Origin of the sequence: Brenneria salicis ATCC 15712 = DSM 30166 (assembly GCF_003315515.1) — a bacterium.
GTDB lineage: Bacteria > Pseudomonadota > Gammaproteobacteria > Enterobacterales > Enterobacteriaceae > Brenneria > Brenneria salicis.
The window spans coordinates 36346-53358 of sequence record NZ_QNRY01000017.1; the positions used below are offsets into that span (position 1 = coordinate 36346).

General features: G+C 51.5%; 18 protein-coding genes. 13 read left to right on the forward strand and 5 right to left on the reverse strand.

Annotation, left to right across the window (positions count from 1 at the left end; translation table 11 throughout):
* The first annotated feature begins 238 nt into the window (after positions 1 to 238).
* The 13 genes from fliF (at position 239) to fliR (ending at position 11150) form a co-directional block, all read left to right on the forward strand.
* Positions 239 to 1957 carry a flagellar basal-body MS-ring/collar protein FliF gene (gene fliF / locus DES54_RS09295; RefSeq protein WP_113866696.1) on the forward strand — a complete coding sequence of 573 codons (1719 nt, stop codon included), beginning with the start codon at positions 239 to 241 and terminating at the stop codon, positions 1955 to 1957.
* A complete protein-coding gene (fliG, locus tag DES54_RS09300) occupies positions 1954 to 2946 on the forward strand; it encodes a flagellar motor switch protein FliG (RefSeq protein WP_113866698.1) in 993 nt (330 codons plus the stop codon). The genes fliF and fliG overlap by 4 nt, the downstream gene beginning before the upstream one ends.
* Positions 2939 to 3646, forward strand: coding sequence for a flagellar assembly protein FliH (gene fliH / locus DES54_RS09305; RefSeq protein ID WP_113866700.1), 708 nt, complete (start codon positions 2939 to 2941; stop codon positions 3644 to 3646). The genes fliG and fliH overlap by 8 nt, the downstream gene beginning before the upstream one ends.
* A complete protein-coding gene (fliI, locus tag DES54_RS09310; RefSeq protein WP_113866782.1) occupies positions 3646 to 5028 on the forward strand; it encodes a flagellar protein export ATPase FliI in 1383 nt (460 codons plus the stop codon). Before fliH ends, fliI begins: the two co-directional genes overlap by 1 nt.
* On the forward strand, positions 5025 to 5471 hold the full coding sequence (gene fliJ / locus DES54_RS09315) for a flagellar export protein FliJ (protein ID WP_113866702.1): 447 nt from the start codon (positions 5025 to 5027) through the stop codon (positions 5469 to 5471). The genes fliI and fliJ overlap by 4 nt, the downstream gene beginning before the upstream one ends.
* Positions 5468 to 6754, forward strand: coding sequence for a flagellar hook-length control protein FliK (locus tag DES54_RS09320; RefSeq protein ID WP_113866704.1), 1287 nt, complete (start codon positions 5468 to 5470; stop codon positions 6752 to 6754). Before fliJ ends, DES54_RS09320 begins: the two co-directional genes overlap by 4 nt.
* Before the next feature lie 155 nt (positions 6755 to 6909).
* Positions 6910 to 7389, forward strand: coding sequence for a flagellar basal body-associated protein FliL (gene fliL, locus DES54_RS09325; protein ID WP_113866706.1), 480 nt, complete (start codon positions 6910 to 6912; stop codon positions 7387 to 7389).
* 6 nt (positions 7390 to 7395) lie between these two features.
* Complete coding sequence (gene fliM, locus DES54_RS09330; protein WP_113866708.1) at positions 7396 to 8409, forward strand: flagellar motor switch protein FliM; 1014 nt, start codon at positions 7396 to 7398, stop codon at positions 8407 to 8409.
* The gene (fliN, locus tag DES54_RS09335; RefSeq protein ID WP_113866710.1) at positions 8402 to 8815 is read left to right on the forward strand and encodes a flagellar motor switch protein FliN; all 414 of its coding nucleotides are present in this window, start codon (positions 8402 to 8404) and stop codon (positions 8813 to 8815) included. Before fliM ends, fliN begins: the two co-directional genes overlap by 8 nt.
* Positions 8815 to 9240, forward strand: coding sequence for a flagellar biosynthetic protein FliO (gene fliO / locus DES54_RS09340; RefSeq protein WP_205680212.1), 426 nt, complete (start codon positions 8815 to 8817; stop codon positions 9238 to 9240). Before fliN ends, fliO begins: the two co-directional genes overlap by 1 nt.
* Positions 9237 to 10013: a flagellar type III secretion system pore protein FliP gene (fliP, locus tag DES54_RS09345; protein WP_169050440.1), complete on the forward strand. Its 777-nt coding sequence runs from the start codon at positions 9237 to 9239 to the stop codon at positions 10011 to 10013. The genes fliO and fliP overlap by 4 nt, the downstream gene beginning before the upstream one ends.
* A 79-nt stretch (positions 10014 to 10092) precedes the next feature.
* A complete protein-coding gene (fliQ, locus tag DES54_RS09350; RefSeq protein ID WP_113866712.1) occupies positions 10093 to 10362 on the forward strand; it encodes a flagellar biosynthesis protein FliQ in 270 nt (89 codons plus the stop codon).
* Between the two features lie 2 nt (positions 10363 to 10364).
* A complete protein-coding gene (fliR, locus tag DES54_RS09355) occupies positions 10365 to 11150 on the forward strand; it encodes a flagellar biosynthetic protein FliR (RefSeq protein WP_113866714.1) in 786 nt (261 codons plus the stop codon).
* 196 nt (positions 11151 to 11346) lie between these two features.
* On the opposite strand, the gene flgL is transcribed toward fliR, so the two are convergent.
* The 5 genes from flgL to flgH form a co-directional block, all read right to left on the reverse strand.
* On the reverse strand, positions 11347 to 12300 hold the full coding sequence (gene flgL, locus DES54_RS09360) for a flagellar hook-associated protein FlgL (RefSeq protein WP_113866716.1): 954 nt from the start codon (positions 12298 to 12300) through the stop codon (positions 11347 to 11349).
* 30 nt (positions 12301 to 12330) lie between these two features.
* On the reverse strand, positions 12331 to 14025 hold the full coding sequence (gene flgK / locus DES54_RS09365) for a flagellar hook-associated protein FlgK (protein ID WP_113866718.1): 1695 nt from the start codon (positions 14023 to 14025) through the stop codon (positions 12331 to 12333).
* A 131-nt stretch (positions 14026 to 14156) separates the two neighbouring features.
* Positions 14157 to 15131 carry a flagellar assembly peptidoglycan hydrolase FlgJ gene (gene flgJ / locus DES54_RS09370; RefSeq protein WP_113866720.1) on the reverse strand — a complete coding sequence of 325 codons (975 nt, stop codon included), beginning with the start codon at positions 15129 to 15131 and terminating at the stop codon, positions 14157 to 14159.
* Positions 15131 to 16240 (reverse strand): flagellar basal body P-ring protein FlgI, encoded by a 1110-nt coding sequence (locus DES54_RS09375; protein ID WP_113866722.1) that lies wholly within the window; start codon positions 16238 to 16240, stop codon positions 15131 to 15133. Before DES54_RS09375 ends, flgJ begins: the two co-directional genes overlap by 1 nt.
* A gap of 16 nt (positions 16241 to 16256) precedes the next feature.
* The gene (gene flgH / locus DES54_RS09380; RefSeq protein WP_169050502.1) at positions 16257 to 16973 is read right to left on the reverse strand and encodes a flagellar basal body L-ring protein FlgH; all 717 of its coding nucleotides are present in this window, start codon (positions 16971 to 16973) and stop codon (positions 16257 to 16259) included.
* Positions 16974 to 17013: the final 40 nt, after the last annotated feature.

Here is a 17013-nt window from a genome sequence, read left to right on the forward strand (position 1 = left end):
CAACAACGTCACAGTATGCCTATTACACGGCAATAACCCTACCATACCCAGGCGCAACTAAATGGCGTAATTAGCGTTAAAAATGTCACCTTATCGACCCATCGATTTTTCGTTTACGGAAAATAATGTCATGCCGATAAATATGGGCGAATGTTTTATTGATTGCGCAATGAGGGAGTTCTGTTTTGTCACGTCACAACGTTAAGTCTATCGTTCAACAATCAAGCAGAGATCGAGTATGAGCGCCTCGTTAACCGGCACTGCTACCGGTAAGAACAGTTTTGGCGAAATACTCAACCGATTACGCGCCAACCCTAAAATTCCTCTATTAATCGCGGCTGCAGCTACCATTGCCATTGTCGTCGCTTTGGCGTTATGGGCCAGAGGCCCGGATTACCGTGTACTTTATAGCAATATCAATGATCGCGATGGTGGGGCAATCGTCAGTGAACTGACCAAGCTTAACATTCCTTACCGTTTTTCCGACAGCGGCGGCGCGTTAATGATCCCCGCGGAGAACGTTTACGAGACGCGTTTACGCCTTGCACAACTGGGCTTGCCAAAAGGGGGCGCGGTTGGTTTTGAATTGCTCGATCAGGAAAAATTCGGCATTAGCCAGTTCAGCGAGCAGATTAATTATCAACGCGCGCTCGAAGGCGAACTGTCAAGAACCATTGAAACCTTAGGCCCGGTGCAAAATGCGCGGGTGCATTTAGCGATCCCAAAACCGTCTCTCTTTGTTCGTGAGCAGAAATCCCCTTCCGCTTCCGTCACATTAGCGTTACAGCCGGGTCGCGCCTTGGATGAAGGGCAAATCAACTCCATTGTTTACATGGTGTCGAGCAGCGTTTCAGGGTTACCGCCCGATAACGTCACCGTCGTTGACCAAACTGGCCGCCTGCTGACGCAGGCGGGCGGCAGCGGTCGTGATCTGAATGCCGCCCAACTCAAATACAGCAATGAAGTTGAGGCCATGTATCAACGCCGTATTGAGGCCATCATTGCACCTATCGTCGGCATGGGAAATGTACATGCTCAGGTAACCGCGCAAATTGATTTCTCGGCGCGTGAGCAAACCGATGAGCAGTATCAGCCCAACCAACCGCCAGACAAGGCGGCGGTGCGTTCTCAACAAACCAGCCGGAGTGAACAACGTGGCGGCCAGAATGTCGGCGGCGTGCCTGGCGCATTGTCCAATCAGCCCGCGCCCGCGCCTAATGCGCCGATTGAGACGCAACCGAATAACAACGCCAATGCCAATAATCAGGCCGGTCAACAAAATAATAATGCGGCGGGTACGCAGGCAAATGCCAATGCGAATACCGCTGTCCAGACATCCAACATCCGTGACGATGCCACGACAAACTACGAAGTAGACAAAACCATACTGCACACCAGGCACAGCACTGGTGGCGTAAAACGCTTGTCTGCGGCGATCATCGTAAATTATTTACCGCCGGGTGAAGACGGCAAGCCCGTTGCACTGACGGAAGATCAAATTAAACAGATTGAAACCGTGGCTCGCGAAGCAATGGGGTTCTCTGCCGAACGTGGTGATTCATTAAACGTGGTCAACACGCCGTTTATGGAATCCACTGAAGGCACAGGCGAACTCCCCTTCTGGCAGCAACAAGCGTTTTTCGATTTGCTGATAGAAGCGGGCCGCTGGTTGCTGGTATTGATCGTCGCCTGGATCCTCTGGCGTAAACTTGTTCGTCCTCAGTTGCAGAGAAAAACCCAGCAACAGGAAGCGGCATTGGCGGCTGCGGCCAGCCTGAATAAAGGTAGTGATGATGATGTTGTTGTTAACCTCAGCGCGTCTGAAGCCGAACAACAGCGGAAATCTCAGCAACGGGTCAGCGCTGAAATGCAGAGCAACCGGATACGTGAACTGGCGGAGAATGACCCGCGCGTGGTCGCATTGGTCATTCGTCAATGGATGAGTACTGAACTATGAACCTGACGGGAACAGAAAAAAGCGCCATCTTATTGATGACCATCGGCGAGGATCGGGCAGCGGAAGTTTTTACTCACCTTTCCACCAAAGAGGTGCAACATCTCAGTTCCGCTATGGCTAACCTTCGCCAGGTATCGCAGCAGCAGTTGATTGAGATACTCAAAGAGTTTGAGGCGGACTCAGAGCAATATGCGGCTCTCAGCGTCAATGCCGGTGATTACCTGCGCTCAGTGCTGGTGAAAGCGCTTGGCGAAGAGCGCGCATCCAGCCTGCTGGAAGATATTCTGGAAAGCCGTGAAACATCCAGTGGCATGGAAACCCTGAACTTTATGGAGCCGCAGACCGCCGCAGACCTTATTCGCGACGAGCATCCACAGATTATCGCCACTATATTAGTGCACCTGAAACGGGCGCAGGCCGCCGACATCCTGGCGTTGTTCGACGAGCGTTTACGTAATGACGTCATGCTGCGTATCGCCACCTTCGGCGGCGTGCAGCCATCGGCGTTGGCCGAATTGACCGATGTGCTCAACGGTTTGCTGGATGGACAAAACCTCAAACGCAGCAAGATGGGCGGTATCCGTACTGCTGCTGAAATCATCAACCTGATGAAAACACAGCAGGAAGAGGCCGTCATTGAAGCGGTACGCGAATTCGATGGCGAACTGGCGCAAAAGATCATCGACGAAATGTTCCTGTTCGAAAACCTGGTGGATGTGGACGATCGCAGTATTCAGCGTCTGCTTCAGGAAGTGGAATCCGAGTCGCTGCTGCTGGCATTGAAAGGCGCCGAAGAGCCGTTGCGCGAAAAATTCCTGCGCAATATGTCCCAGCGTGCGGCGGAAATTCTGCGCGACGACCTGGCGACACGCGGTCCGGTACGTATGTCTCAGGTCGAAAACGAACAGAAAGCGATTTTGCTCATCGTTCGTCGTCTGGCGGACAGCGGCGAAATGATTATCGGCGGCGGCGAGGATGCTTATGTCTGATGCCTCTAACAATCTTGCCTGGCAGCCCTGGCAACTGAACGACCTGGCCTCACCGACCAAGTTTGAAACCGTGGCGGATGAACCGGAAACGTCAGCGCCCGAAAACAGTGGCGAGGCGCAAGCGCCGTCATTGGAAGACAAGTTGATGACGCTTCGGGAGAAGACGCAACAGCAAGCGCGGGAGAGCGGGTTTGCGCAAGGTCATCAACAAGGTTATGACGCCGGTTATCAGGAAGGGTTGAGCAAAGGGCAACAAGCAGGCATGAAAGCGGCGTTGCAGCAACAGCAACCGATGATTGAACAGATGCAGCAGATGGTGACGGAATTCCAGCAGACGCTGGATGCGCTGGATAGCGTGATACCGGCTCGTCTGATGCAACTGGCATTAACCGCCGCCAAACAGATTATCGGGCAACCTCCGGTCTGTGACGGCACGGCGCTGCTCGGTCAGATTCAGCAATTGATCCAACAGGAACCGATGTTTTCCGGGAAAACACAGTTGCGTGTGCATCCTTCTGATTTGGAGCGAGTCGAACAACATCTGGGCCCGACGCTCAGCCTGCATGGTTGGCGGTTACTGGCCGATAATCAGCTTCATCCCGGCGGCTGCAAGGTCAGTGCGGAAGAAGGCGATCTTGACGCCAGCCTCGCGACGCGCTGGCATGAACTCTGCCGCCTGGCGGCGCCGGGAGAGTTATGATGACCTCTCGCCTTGGCCATTGGCTTTCCTTGCTGGACGCCTTCGAAGAGCGTATCGCCGATACGCCCCTGGTGCGTCGCTATGGCCGGTTAACCAGGGCGACAGGTTTGGTTTTGGAAGCCACGGGATTGCACATGCCCTTAGGCGCAACCTGTTTTATCGAGCGTCAAAACGGAAATCAGGTGACGGAAGTTGAAAGCGAGGTTGTCGGCTTTAATGGCCAAAAACTCTTTCTCATGGCATTGGAAGAAGTTGAGGGGATCACGCCAGGCGCCAGAGTCTATGCGCGCGCCGGGCAGGAAGGCAGCACCCAGAGTAAACAATTGCCGCTGGGCCCAGAGCTTCTGGGCCGCGTGCTGGATGGCGGCGGCAAGCCATTAGACGGCCTGCCTTCGCCCGACACCGGTTATCGCGCGGCGCTGATTACCGCCCCGTTCAATCCATTACAGCGTACGCCGATAGAAAACATACTGGATGTCGGGGTGCGCGCCATTAATGCGCTTCTGACCGTTGGCCGCGGACAGCGTATGGGGTTGTTTGCCGGTTCAGGCGTAGGGAAAAGCGTTCTGCTGGGGATGATGGCCCGTTATACGCAGGCGGATGTCATCGTCGTCGGCCTGATTGGTGAACGTGGACGCGAAGTTAAAGATTTTATTGAAAATATTCTCGGCACTGAAGGCCGGGCGCGTTCGGTTGTCATTGCTGCGCCAGCCGATGTGTCACCGTTATTAAGAATGCAGGGCGCCGCTTATGCGACCCGTATTGCAGAAGATTTTCGTGACCGAGGTCATCATGTTCTGCTGATCATGGACTCCCTGACTCGCTATGCCATGGCCCAGCGTGAAATTGCGCTGGCTATCGGTGAGCCGCCCGCAACCAAAGGTTATCCGCCTTCGGTTTTCGCCAAATTGCCGGCGTTGGTGGAGCGCGCGGGGAATGGCATTCATGGCGGCGGATCGATTACCGCTTTCTATACCGTACTGACGGAAGGCGACGATCAGCAAGATCCCATTGCAGACTCAGCGCGCGCCATTCTGGATGGACATATCGTTCTATCGCGCCAATTGGCTGAATCGGGACATTACCCGGCCATTGATATTGAAGCTTCAATCAGTCGTGCGATGACAGCATTGATTGATGAAAATCATTACGCCGCGGTGCGGCAATTCAAACAATTATTATCCAGCTATCAACGTAACCGGGATTTGGTCAGTGTCGGCGCGTATGCCGCAGGTAGCGATCCGATGTTAGATAAGGCAATTCGTCTGTATCCGCAGTTAGAGGCTTTTCTGCAACAGGGAATGTTTGAACGGAGCAGCTATGAAGGGGCTTGCCAGGCTTTAAACACGATCTTCCCTCATAACGGGCAGGAGAATAGATGAAGACGCAGTCACCTTTAGTCACATTACGTGAACTGGCGCAAAAAGAGGTTGAAAAAGCCGCTGGACAGCTAGGTCAGGTGCGTAAAGCATTTCAGCAAGCTGAACAGCAGTTGAATATGCTGTTAAACTATCAGGATGACTATCGTCAAAAATTAAATACCACCATGACCGATGGTATGGCTAATAATAGCTGGCAGAATTATCAGCAATTTATTCAAACGTTGGACAACGCGATTGAACAACATCAGCAACAGCTTTTACAGTGGACTTCGCGTCTGGATCTGGCGATGAAGACCTGGCAGGAAAAGCAGCAGCGCTTGAACGCCTTCGAAAAGTTGCAAGACCGGGAAACGATAAGGCAATTGCTCAAAAATAACCGTATAGAACAAAAACAGATGGATGAATTCGCCCAGCGGGCCTCACTGAGGAAAACAGAACAATGAAACTGTCTGCATTACCTATCACGACAAGTACTGGCGATGCCAGCAGTTCAGTAGATTCTCTGTTGAACCAGGGGACGTTGCCGAAAGATTTTGTGGAACTACTGAGCAAGCATTTATCGTTGTCCTCCGATTCATCGGGCGATCCCGCCATCGTTGGCGCCGAGGCGGATAAAGAAGCATTGCTGAACACGTTGCGCAAAGATATCAGCGCATTGGATGGCGATGATTTGAATGCTGTTCTTGCTTCCTTTCGCTCATTATCCGGCGCGCTGACGCCATCAGGTGAACAGGCGGCAGAAAATACCCTCCCCTCAGATAAAGTAGAAAAATCAGCCGCCAAAGAAGATGAAGAAAATAGCGTTACTGAGGCGACAACGGCCATGCAAGCATTATTTGCCATGTTGCCAACGATATCAGGAACCAGCACCGTCGTGGATGGCGCTATTTCAGGCAAAGGGCTTAATCTGTCTGAACTTGCGGGAAGCAAGCGTCAGGACTTAACAACAGCGTTAGCCGGTGCGGACGACGCCGCTGGTGATATTGAAGATGCGTTATCCCAACTGTCAGGCGCTTCGGCTTCAACCTCGTCCGCCAAAGTTACTGGCGAGAAACATGCCGCCCAGCAATCAGTGACGGGCGAGACTGCTGATGACCTTGCCAAATTTTCAGCGATAACCGCACAAATAAGTAACGACAGTGGTAATCAGGAGTCAGCGCCGACAGCGAGCAATAACCTGCAAACGCCGCAGGTTTCTCTCGCTTCGAATGTGCAACCCACATTGTCCAGCGCCCCCGCCACGCCACAGACGCCGGTAAATACTCAGCTAAACGCGCCGTTCGGTTCTCCGCAATGGCAGGATGCTTTAGGCCAGCAAATCATGATGTTCAGCCGTAACGGACAACAAAGTGCGGAATTACGCCTTAATCCTCAGGAGTTAGGCTCAATCCAAATCAGTCTGAAAATTGATGATAATCAGGCGCAGATTCATTTGGTATCGGCGAATAGCCAGGTTCGCTCCGCACTGGAGGCGGCATTGCCTCATTTACGTAATGCCATGGCGGAGAGCGGGATAAACCTTGGGCAAAGCAGCGTGGGAAGCGATGCTTCCGGCTGGCAGCAAACACAACAACAGACGGCCAGTCATGGCGATACCAGTGGCAACAACGCCTCTTACCGACAGCAGTTTGGCAATACGTCCGAAAATGTGGGTGATGCACTTGAAGTCCCAGCGCATTTGCAATCAATGGCCACTTCAGTCAATGGCGTTGATATTTTCGCCTGATGTTGAAGTAAACGAATAAGTTAACGCGGTTTTCCTGGTCTATTCTCTGTATTGAACAGTTGAATAGACGGGATAATCATTAACATTATGCATTTGTTTATTGTTGGCGTAACTCCGCAATAAATATTAATAAATGACAGGAATTATCTTTGGCTATGTCTGATATGCAAGTCCGTCCAGGACGAAAGCGCTCTGTTTGGCTCATATTACTGATTATTGTTGCTCTCGCCGCCATTGGCGCGGCGGGCGTCGCCTGGTGGATGTTGAATCAGCAAAACGCCGCTACCGCAGAGCAAAAAGCACCGCCTCCGCCAGAACCTGTTTTCATGCCATTGGACACGTTTACTGTCAATCTGGTTAACGCAGACAACGATCCTGATCGCGTATTGTACGTCGGTTTCACATTGCGCTTACAGGATGAAGAAACCCGCGCTCGCCTGACCAACTATCTGCCGGAAGTGCGCAGCCGTTTATTGCTGCTGCTCTCTCGCCAGGACGCCCTTGAGCTTGCCAATGAGCAGGGAAAACAAAAATTGGTGGAACAAATCAAACAAGTGTTAAGTCCGCCATTGGTTCCTGGTCAGCCGGAGCAAATCATTACCGATGTTTTGTTCACTGCTTTTATACTGCGGTAATTGATTATGGGCGATAGCATTCTTTCACAAGCGGAAATTGACGCGCTCTTAAATGGCGACAGTGGCGATAGCGCCGACGATGCCAATGCATCAGCGAAAACGGATGGCGACGTCAAGCCATATGACCCCAATACGCAACGTCGTGTTATTCGTGAACGTTTGCATGCACTTGAAATCATCAATGAGCGCTTTGGCCGTCAGTTTCGTATGGGGCTGTTCAACCTTCTGCGTCGTAGTCCTGACATTACGGTGGGACCTATTAAAATTCAGCCCTACCATGACTTTGCGCGAAACTTGCCTGTTCCGACCAACCTGAACCTGGTGCACTTGAAGCCACTGCGCGGCACGGCGCTCTTCGTGTTTTCGCCCAGTCTGGTTTTTATCGCCGTCGATAACCTTTTTGGCGGCGATGGCAGATTTCCGACCAAAGTTGAAGGCCGTGAGTTCACTCACACTGAACAGCGAGTCGTCAAACGTATGCTGAAACTGGCGCTGGAAGCCTACAGCGACGCGTGGAATGCAATATACAAGATAGACGTTGAGTATGTTCGTTCAGAAATGCAGGTTAAATTCACCAATATCACCACCTCCCCCAATGATATTGTGGTCACTACGCCATTCCATGTTGAGATTGGTTCACTGACCGGTGAGTTTAATATCTGTATCCCCTTCTCCATGATCGAACCCCTGCGCGAGTTGTTAGCCAACCCGCCGTTGGAGAACTCCCGACAGGAAGATCAAAGTTGGCGTGAAACCCTGGCCAAACAAGTTCAACATTCCGAACTTGAGTTAGTGGCGAATTTTGTTGATATTCCTTTACGGTTATCTAAAGTATTGAAATTAAAGCCGGGTGATGTTTTACCGATCGATAAACCTGACCGGCTGATTGCGCACGTCGATGGCGTACCGGTTCTTACCAGCCAGTACGGAACATTGAATGGGCAACATGCATTACGTGTTGAACACTTGATTAACCCTATTTTGAATTCTCTGGATAATGAGGAACAGCCCAATGAGTGACACCAAGAAACCGTCCGACGACAAGGAATCTGTGGACGATCTGTGGGCTGATGCATTTAACGAGCAACAGACCGCGGAAAAAAGCGCCGCTACCACAGAAGGCGTCTTTAAAAATCTTGATGGCGCAGACGCCGTAGGCTCGTTACAGGATATTGACTTAATTCTTGATATTCCTGTGAAACTGACCGTGGAACTGGGTCGCACCAAGATGACGATCAAAGAGTTGTTGCGCTTGTCGCAAGGCTCAGTCGTTGCGTTGGACGGACTTGCCGGTGAACCGCTGGATATTTTGATCAATGGCTATCTGATCGCTCAGGGCGAAGTCGTGGTGGTTGCCGATAAATATGGTGTGCGCATCACCGATATCATTACCCCGTCCGAACGCATGCGTCGTCTGGGGCGCTGATGCCAACGACTCCCTCCTCCACGGTAACAACCACAACCACGGGTCAGGCTTCAACACTGGCGGCTGACCCGCCGATTACCGGCGGCATGCTATTAACCCAGGTCAGTAGCGTGCTCGGCGGTATTCTGTTATTGATTCTTTTTATTGCCTGGCTGGTGCGAAAACTCGGTTTTGCACCACAGATCAAGCAGAATAAGCTATTAAAAGTGGTGTCGAACTGTTCCGTGGGACAGCGGGAGCGGGTAGTGATTGTCGAAGTTGACAATACCTGGCTGGTTCTGGGCGTCACGGCACAGCAGATTACGGCGTTGCATACGCTTCCTGCACAACCAATTAACGACAGTTCATCAACCACAGACGCCAAGCCTGTGGACTTTAATCAGCTGTTAAAGAAAGTTTTAAAGCGCCCGGAAAAATCGGAATGAGTCTCCTGCCTAGCCTGTCGTTCGCCCTTACTCGCCTTCGCTCCCTGCGCTATGTTGTCGTGTTCGGTTTACTGTTGCTTTCGCCATCGGTATCGGCTCAGTTGCCCGGCATCGTCACACAACCGCTGCCAAATGGCGGTCAAAGCTGGACATTACCGATTCAGACCCTGGTTTTCCTGACGTCGCTGACCTTTCTCCCTGCCGCGTTACTGATGATGACCAGCTTTACCCGCATCATTATCGTGCTCAGTTTATTGCGTAACGCGCTGGGTACGCCAACGGCGCCGCCGAACCAGGTCTTGTTGGGGCTAACCCTGTTTCTGACCTTCTTCGTCATGTCGCCGGTATTAAACCGGGTGTACGAAGAAGCATATCTGCCATTCAGTCAGGATCAAATCAGCATGGAAGTGGCTATCGAGCGGGGAGCAGAGCCATTACGTGAATTTATGCTGCGCCAGACACGAGAAACCGATCTGGCGCTATTTACCCGGCTTGCCGAAATACCTGAAATTCAAGGCCCGGAAGCGGTTCCTATGCGTGTGCTCCTGCCCGCCTTTGTGACCAGCGAGCTTAAGACAGCTTTTCAAATCGGCTTTACCGTATTCATTCCTTTCCTGATCATCGATTTGGTGGTGGCGAGCGTCCTGATGGCATTAGGGATGATGATGGTGCCGCCGGCCACAATATCGTTACCGTTCAAGCTCATGTTGTTTGTATTGGTTGATGGCTGGCAATTGTTGCTCGGCTCGCTGGCGCAAAGTTTTTACAGCTAGTCCGCGCTCCAGCCTTTACCCAGTGATTTTTTAGTATGCTGTCAGTGATATTTATCGCGCTTCACAGAGGAATACCGATATGACGCCAGAATCAGTTATGGCGCTGGGCTACGAAGCAATGAAAGTTGCGTTGGCGCTGGCGGCGCCGCCATTATTAGCCGCTCTGTTAAGTGGATTAATCATCAGCTTATTGCAAGCCGCGACACAGGTAAACGAAATGACCTTGTCATTCATTCCGAAAATCCTGACCGTATTTTTTACCTTGGTTATCGCCGGCCCCTGGATGTTAAACCTGATGCTGGATTATATGCGCACGCTGTTTGGCCAGCTTCCACAGATTATTGGTTAACCATGCTGACGTTTAGCAGCGGGGAGATGATTAATTGGGTCAATCAGTTTCTGTGGCCTTTTGTCAGAATTCTCGCCCTCATCAGCACCGCGCCGGTTTTTAACGAACGGGCGATCAGTAATCGGGTAAAGATTGGTCTGGCGCTGCTTATCACGATGCTGGTCGCGCCCTATCTACCGTTGAACTCAACCCCTGTTTTTTCTGTAGCCGGCGTATGGCTTTTGATCCAACAGATCCTGATCGGTATCGCACTAGGTATTTCCATGCAGTTGGCGTTTGCCGCCATCCGTTATGCGGGAGAAATGATCGGGCTACAGATGGGTCTGGCGTTCGCCACCTTTTTCGATCAGACCGGCGGCCCGAATATGCCGGTGCTTGCCCGCTTTCTCAATATCCTGGCGATGTTGCTTTTTCTCTCTTTTGATGGGCACCTCTGGTTAATCTCCCTGCTGGCGGATAGTTTTCATACTTTACCGGTCAGCGCCAATCCGATTAACAGTTACGCTTTTTTAGCCATTGCGCGCGCCGGAGGATTAATTTTCCTCAACGGTCTTATGCTGGCCCTCCCTATCGTCACGCTATTACTGACCATCAACCTGTCGTTAGGATTATTGAATCGCGTTGCGCCGCAGCTATCCATTTTCGTCGTGGGTTTCCCGGTTACGTTAACCATCGGTATCATGACCGTCGGCTTTTTGATCCCGTTACTTGCCCCCTTTGCGGAGCATCTCTTCAGTGAGTTCTTCAACTTGCTGGCCGATATCCTGACTCAGTTGCCCGGTTCCTGAAAATAGTCGTGCAGTTAGCATTTAATGAAGGGTGATATAAAGAGGAAAATAAAGATAATTTGTGGGCGGGATAAAAAACGGCATGTCACCTTAACAATATGATGCAAACAGGTGACACGCCTAAAGAATACGCCCGGTTTAAGCGTATTCAAACCTGAGCCCCTGTTTTAACAATCTCAGGGGACTAATTACGGCGCTATTTAAGTTGGAACAGGGACATGCTCTGCATATTTTGAAAAGTGGTATAAGACGCCTGTAATGAAGCCTGCTGCATCGTATAAGATGAAATCGCATCATACCAGTCCGTATCCTGTAACTGACTGAGCGCTTGTTTATTTGTCACGTTACGATCCGCGCCAATCGCATCCAGATTATCTATTTCATTAAGCTGCACGCCCAATTCAGCCCGCACAGAGGACACATTGTTCAATGAATTGGTTAAGCCCCGGTTCGCTTTTTCCAGCGCCGCGGCAACATCCGCTTTTGTGGCGTCATCCGCACCCGACAGTGGGGTTTTAAGGGCGGCTATCGCAATATCCAGCGTCTCAAATAAATCCGACTGAATACTGCCATCGGCCTCTTTTTGCGCATCGCCGGTACTTGCATTAAATACCGAAGTACCAATGTGACTTACGGTCATTGATCGCGAGGAGTCAACTTGTTGCGAAATCGGTTGGTATCCGCCGACATATTCCACACCGTCAGCACCTTCAACATAGGGTGCGCTGTCTGTTGCATAACCCGCAAAGATAAACTTGCCATTGCCATCCGTGCTATTGGCCATATTCAGCAGTTGCGCCTTGATGCCACGCAATTCTGTCGCTACCGACTGGCGATCATCGTCGCTTTTGACACCGCCGCCGCTGATAACCTGGGTGCTCGCCACGATAACGGTGTCAGCTACCTTCGACAGTATCGACTCCTCCAGCGACATGCTCTGCGCGGCAAAAGTACGCGCCAGAGTATATTGGCTGTTTTCAGACTGGGCCTGACTCAACATTACGACCTGTGCGGCAGCGATCGGATCATCCGATGGGTTGACAACACGTTTTCCAGAAGAAAGCTGTTCTCCCGTTTTTTGCCAGTTCACCTGTCCGTTCAAAACACCCTGCATATTCTGCTGGTATATCATGCTGGTACTCAGACGCATGGTATAAATTCCTCTTTCTAAACGGTGGGATTAACTACGAATCGATAGCAATGCATCAAAGATGGTCGATGCTGTCTGAATGACGGCGGCATTTGCCTGGTAATACTGTTGGTAACGCATCAGTTCACCATACTCTTCATCCAGATTGACGCCAGATACAGACTGCTGTTCCGCGGTAAGCTGAGTAACGACACTCTCTTGCGACGTACTATTGATTTTCATCGTATTCGTCTGGTTGCCTACGGTACTGACCAGGCTGGCGTAGGCGCCGGTTATGGTGGACTTGCCTTCGACGACTTTTTCACTCTGCAAGGCCACCAACGCCTTCGCGTTGGTGTTATCGCTCACGCCGCCGAATACCGGGTTCCCGCTGTCATCCAGCACCGTATCGCCGTTTTCATCCAGCTTGACGGAAGCCGCGGCGATATTACTCGAATCAGTAATCGCAACCGACATATCCGCGATAACATTCGCGACCGGCTTCAGCGTAAAAGTATCATTCGCTGCGGGCGTTCCCGCAACGCTCAGCTTCAGTCCATCAAAATTCAAACTGCCATCGGATGAATCCACCTCCGCGGTGAATTTCGCATTGTCGGAGAGGCGGGTGACCTGCCAGTTAGCTCCATCATATTTAAGCGTATAATCCGAAGCTTTAACTTCATTGGTAGCGGTGTAGCTGGCCGTGAGTTCCGCACTACCCGCATTATTGGTGTTTTTCAGCACCGACGGCGAACCAAACGTGAAGAAGTCTTCGCCTTTGACGCCGTTGAGATCATACCCTTCTTTATGCTGGGTATTAAACGCATCGGCAAAGGCTAACGCCATTTGGCCCAATTGGTTGCTGACGTCATCCAGCGTGTCGGAGCGGAAAGAAAGTAAGCCGCTGAGAGATCCGCCGGTGATTGAACTTTCCTTCATTTCACTGAGTCCGGCAATACTGTCGTTATAGCCAACGGTAATACGGGAAGGATCGCTGCTGGAACTGACCGCGACCAGTTCATTGGTACGCGTGCCCTGCACCAGACTCTGACCGTTTTTCAGCGCAATGTTGTAGACAATGCCATCCTGAACGGTGACATCAACGCCAACCAGCTTATTCAATTCATTGACTAACTGATCGCGCTGATCAAGCAGATCGTTCGGCGCCGCCCCTTGATTGGCGCCCATCAGACGGGTGATCTGGTTGTTAAGATCGGCAATCTGACTGGTATAGGTGTTAATCTGCCCAACCGTACTCTGAATCTGCGTATTCAGCCCTTGCGCGGTATCAGTCAGGTATTTATTTGTTACCTTGAACTGATTAACCAGACCTTCGGCTTTGCCCAGCACCGTCTGCCGAGTCGATGAATCACTGGAATTACTGGTCAGGTTTTGCAAGTTGGTAAAAAATTCCTGCAAGGTCGCGGAAAGACTTGTCGTGCTATCCGCCAACAGATTGTCAATCTTGGAAAGTTGTTCGTAAGACGTCGTGACTGAACTGCTCTGTGTTTGTGCGGCGCGCAGTTGCGTCGAAATAAAATCATTATATTCGCGGTTAATACCCACGACATTAACGCCATTACCAATATAACCAGCTGAAGTACTGGTGGTTACCGCCTGTGAAAGCAACACATTCTGTCGGCTATACCCTGCCACAGCCTGATTACTTATATTATTACTCACCGTGCTCAGTGCCGCCTGCGCGCCACTCAGACCACTCATCGCAGTATTAATCAAATTGGACATGTGGAAGTTCCTTGTGCGCAGGCTTTGGACAATGTTCCATGCGCGTATTAATGAGTATGCTGCAAGTGAAAATACCGCTCGCTTTGCCTGAATAGGTTATCGACCCTGAAACGTAAAACTTGAAAGAAAAATTAAAACAACTGACTCAAATCATGGGTGTAAGCTTTCACCGCTTTCTCACCCTCACTTTTCATTTGTTGGATCATATTCACCAACTTTTTAGCGTATTGCGGATCGGTAGCGTAACCGGCATTTTGCAAAGCATAAGCGGCTTGTTCAGCGTTGTCGGCATTGGCGACATTGGCGTAACGGGGATTTTGCGTCAGCAGTTTCACATAATCGCTGATGGCTTCCACATAAGAGTCATACACCCGGAAACTGGCCTTGACCTTCTTCGCAACGCCTTGTTCAAATTCCGTGGTGGTTATCTCGGTAACCGGCCCTTCCCAACTTCTGCCCGCTTTGATACCAAAAATATTATGACTCGGACGGCCATCTTCCGTTGGGATTTCACGCCGTCCCCAGCCGGATTCCAGCGCGGCCTGGGCAATAATCAAATGGTGGGGAATACCACTCTGCTGACTGGCCATTTGCGCCGGAACGGAAAGCCTGGCGACAAAGTTGTCACTGGACAGCGGTAACGTCTCGCCATCATTGGAGAGCGGTAATACCGAACCCTCAACCGGCAACTTAGGCACGGCGCGGCGCACGATACTTTCGACCGCCTCAGAAGGCCTATTCTGCGCCATGACGCCATCAAAGGTAAATGGCGCCGACGCTTTAGGCTCAGCCGCCGTCACGTTGCCAGCGGAAAGTTGTTTGACCATCACATCCGCCAGTCCCAGCCCTTTGCCGGATAATTGCTGAGACAATTGCTGGTCATACATCGAGGTATACAGACGCGTTTGCTCACTGCTGAAAATGCCATCCTGCGGTAGAGCGGCACGCATACTTTTCATCATCATCTGGACAAAAACGCCTTCCATCTGTTGAGCAACCGCCCGGATACCCGCCTTACTCTGCGGATTGCCTGATACTTCTCTTTTCAGGGCGTTCAGCGATTGCGCGTCATAAGCCGCATTGCTCTGCATCTGTATGTCTTTCATCAGATAATTTCCAACTTGGCGCGCAAGCAACCCGCGCTTTGCATTGCCTGCAGGATAGACATCAACTCCATCGGCGTCGCGCCCAAGGAATTCAGCGTTCGCACCACATTGTTCAGATTCGCGCTGGCGTTAACGCGCTGTAACGCCCCGCCACTCTGCTGAACCGCAATCTCGGTCTGTGGGGTGACGACAGTCTGTCCGCCGGCGAAAGGCGTATCAGGCTGATTAACGTTGGCTTGCTGGTTAATCGTCACTGACAGGTTACCCTGCGCCACGGCACAGCTATCCAGCATGACATCCCGGTTCATCACGACTGAACCAGTACGTGAGTTAATAATCACTTTGGCGTCCTGCATGCCAACATTGATTTCAATATTTTGAATATCCGCCAGAAAACGAACCTGCGAACTATTGCCTTGCGGCACCATGACCTGAACGGTACGTGAATCCAGCGGCGTTGCGGTACCGCTGCGCCCGGAACGATTAATGGCGTCGCTGATGCGCTGCGCCATGGTAAAATCATCCTGGTTCAGTTGCAGCATGATAATATTCGAAGAACCGAAGGTGCTCGGCAGTTCGCGTTCAATAATCGCACCGTTGCTGATCCGCCCGCCGGCAAGCTGGTTAACCTGCACGCTGCTGCCGCCGGCCGCCGCGCCAGCGCCGCCAACCAACACGTTACCCTGAGCCATCGCATACACCTGATTATCAACGCCTTTTAACGGCGTCATCAGCAGCGTGCCGCCGCGCAAGCTCTTGGCGTTCCCCAGTGAAGAGACAACGACATCAATATTTTGCCCGGCGCGGGCAAAAGGCGGAAGCTTCGCGGTGACCATCACCGCGGCGACGTTCTTAAGCTGCATGTTGGTTCCGGTAGGAACCGTGATACCCATCTGGGAAAGCATATTATTCAGGCTTTGCGTGGTAAACGGGGTTTGCATCGTCTGATCGCCTGAACCATCAAGCCCGACAACCAGCCCGTAACCAATCAATGCATTATCGCGCACGCCTTGAACACTCACCAGATCGCGGATCCGTTCAGCAAACGCCGAGGTACACGTCAATGTCAGCAGAGCAAACAGTACGGTAAAAAATGAAGTAATCCGCATCAAACGCCTCTTTGACTTAGAACGGAGAGAGATTAAGGAAGAGCCGTTGTAGCCAGCCCATGTTTTGCGCCTCATTAATATAGCCGTTACCGACATATTCGATGCGTGCATCCGCAACCTGGGTTGAAGGAACCGAGTTGCTTCCACTGATCGTCCTTGGGTTCACCACGCCAGAGAAACGGATAAATTCGGTTCCCTGATTAATCGCTATCTGTTTTTCACCCACAACGTGCAAGTTGCCATTGGCCAACACCTGCCCCACCGTCACCGTAATTGTTCCACTGAAGGTGTTGTTGGCGTTAGCGCCGCCCTGACCGGTGAAATCATTGGTTCCCGTCGCATCCAACGCGGCGCGGTTGTTCCCCAACGGACCTTCAAGATAACGAGGCGTCGTCGCCAACCCAAAGGTTGACGATCCGTTACGGCTGGCATTCGCGGATGAGCTTTTGCTGGCGCTCACGTTTTCCTGCAACACAATGGTCAGCGTGTCGCCGACGTTACGCGGACGGCGATCCTCAAACATCGGTTGATAACCGTAGTTCATCGGTTGAGCCGTCTGAAAAATAGAACCGTTCGGACCGGCCAGCGATGGCGCGGCCGGCTGAGCCGTGGTCGGCCCGGTTACAACTTTATCATGTGGAATATAGGCGCAGCCGTTGATGGTTATCATCGCGATCAATACCAACAGACGAGGTCGGCGGAGTTGGTGGGTAACAACCGACTTTGCATTCATCATCACTACGGATATCGCCTTAAATTGAAGATATTTCACT

What these genes read in the sequence shown, in the direction of transcription:
- fliF (WP_113866696.1), top strand. Translation starts at nt 239, where the DNA reads ATGAGCGCCTCGTTAACCGGCACTGCTACCGGTAAGAACAGTTTTGGC.
- fliG (WP_113866698.1), top strand. Translation starts at nt 1,954, where the DNA reads ATGAACCTGACGGGAACAGAAAAAAGCGCCATCTTATTGATGACCATC.
- fliH (WP_113866700.1), top strand. Translation starts at nt 2,939, where the DNA reads ATGTCTGATGCCTCTAACAATCTTGCCTGGCAGCCCTGGCAACTGAAC.
- fliI (WP_113866782.1), top strand. Translation starts at nt 3,646, where the DNA reads ATGACCTCTCGCCTTGGCCATTGGCTTTCCTTGCTGGACGCCTTCGAA.
- fliJ (WP_113866702.1), top strand. Translation starts at nt 5,025, where the DNA reads ATGAAGACGCAGTCACCTTTAGTCACATTACGTGAACTGGCGCAAAAA.
- DES54_RS09320 (WP_113866704.1), top strand. Translation starts at nt 5,468, where the DNA reads ATGAAACTGTCTGCATTACCTATCACGACAAGTACTGGCGATGCCAGC.
- fliL (WP_113866706.1), top strand. Translation starts at nt 6,910, where the DNA reads ATGTCTGATATGCAAGTCCGTCCAGGACGAAAGCGCTCTGTTTGGCTC.
- fliM (WP_113866708.1), top strand. Translation starts at nt 7,396, where the DNA reads ATGGGCGATAGCATTCTTTCACAAGCGGAAATTGACGCGCTCTTAAAT.
- fliN (WP_113866710.1), top strand. Translation starts at nt 8,402, where the DNA reads ATGAGTGACACCAAGAAACCGTCCGACGACAAGGAATCTGTGGACGAT.
- fliO (WP_205680212.1), top strand. Translation starts at nt 8,815, where the DNA reads ATGCCAACGACTCCCTCCTCCACGGTAACAACCACAACCACGGGTCAG.
- fliP (WP_169050440.1), top strand. Translation starts at nt 9,237, where the DNA reads ATGAGTCTCCTGCCTAGCCTGTCGTTCGCCCTTACTCGCCTTCGCTCC.
- fliQ (WP_113866712.1), top strand. Translation starts at nt 10,093, where the DNA reads ATGACGCCAGAATCAGTTATGGCGCTGGGCTACGAAGCAATGAAAGTT.
- fliR (WP_113866714.1), top strand. Translation starts at nt 10,365, where the DNA reads ATGCTGACGTTTAGCAGCGGGGAGATGATTAATTGGGTCAATCAGTTT.
- flgL (WP_113866716.1), bottom strand. Translation starts at nt 12,300, where the DNA reads ATGCGTCTGAGTACCAGCATGATATACCAGCAGAATATGCAGGGTGTT.
- flgK (WP_113866718.1), bottom strand. Translation starts at nt 14,025, where the DNA reads ATGTCCAATTTGATTAATACTGCGATGAGTGGTCTGAGTGGCGCGCAG.
- flgJ (WP_113866720.1), bottom strand. Translation starts at nt 15,131, where the DNA reads ATGAAAGACATACAGATGCAGAGCAATGCGGCTTATGACGCGCAATCG.
- DES54_RS09375 (WP_113866722.1), bottom strand. Translation starts at nt 16,240, where the DNA reads ATGCGGATTACTTCATTTTTTACCGTACTGTTTGCTCTGCTGACATTG.
- flgH (WP_169050502.1), bottom strand. Translation starts at nt 16,973, where the DNA reads ATGAATGCAAAGTCGGTTGTTACCCACCAACTCCGCCGACCTCGTCTG.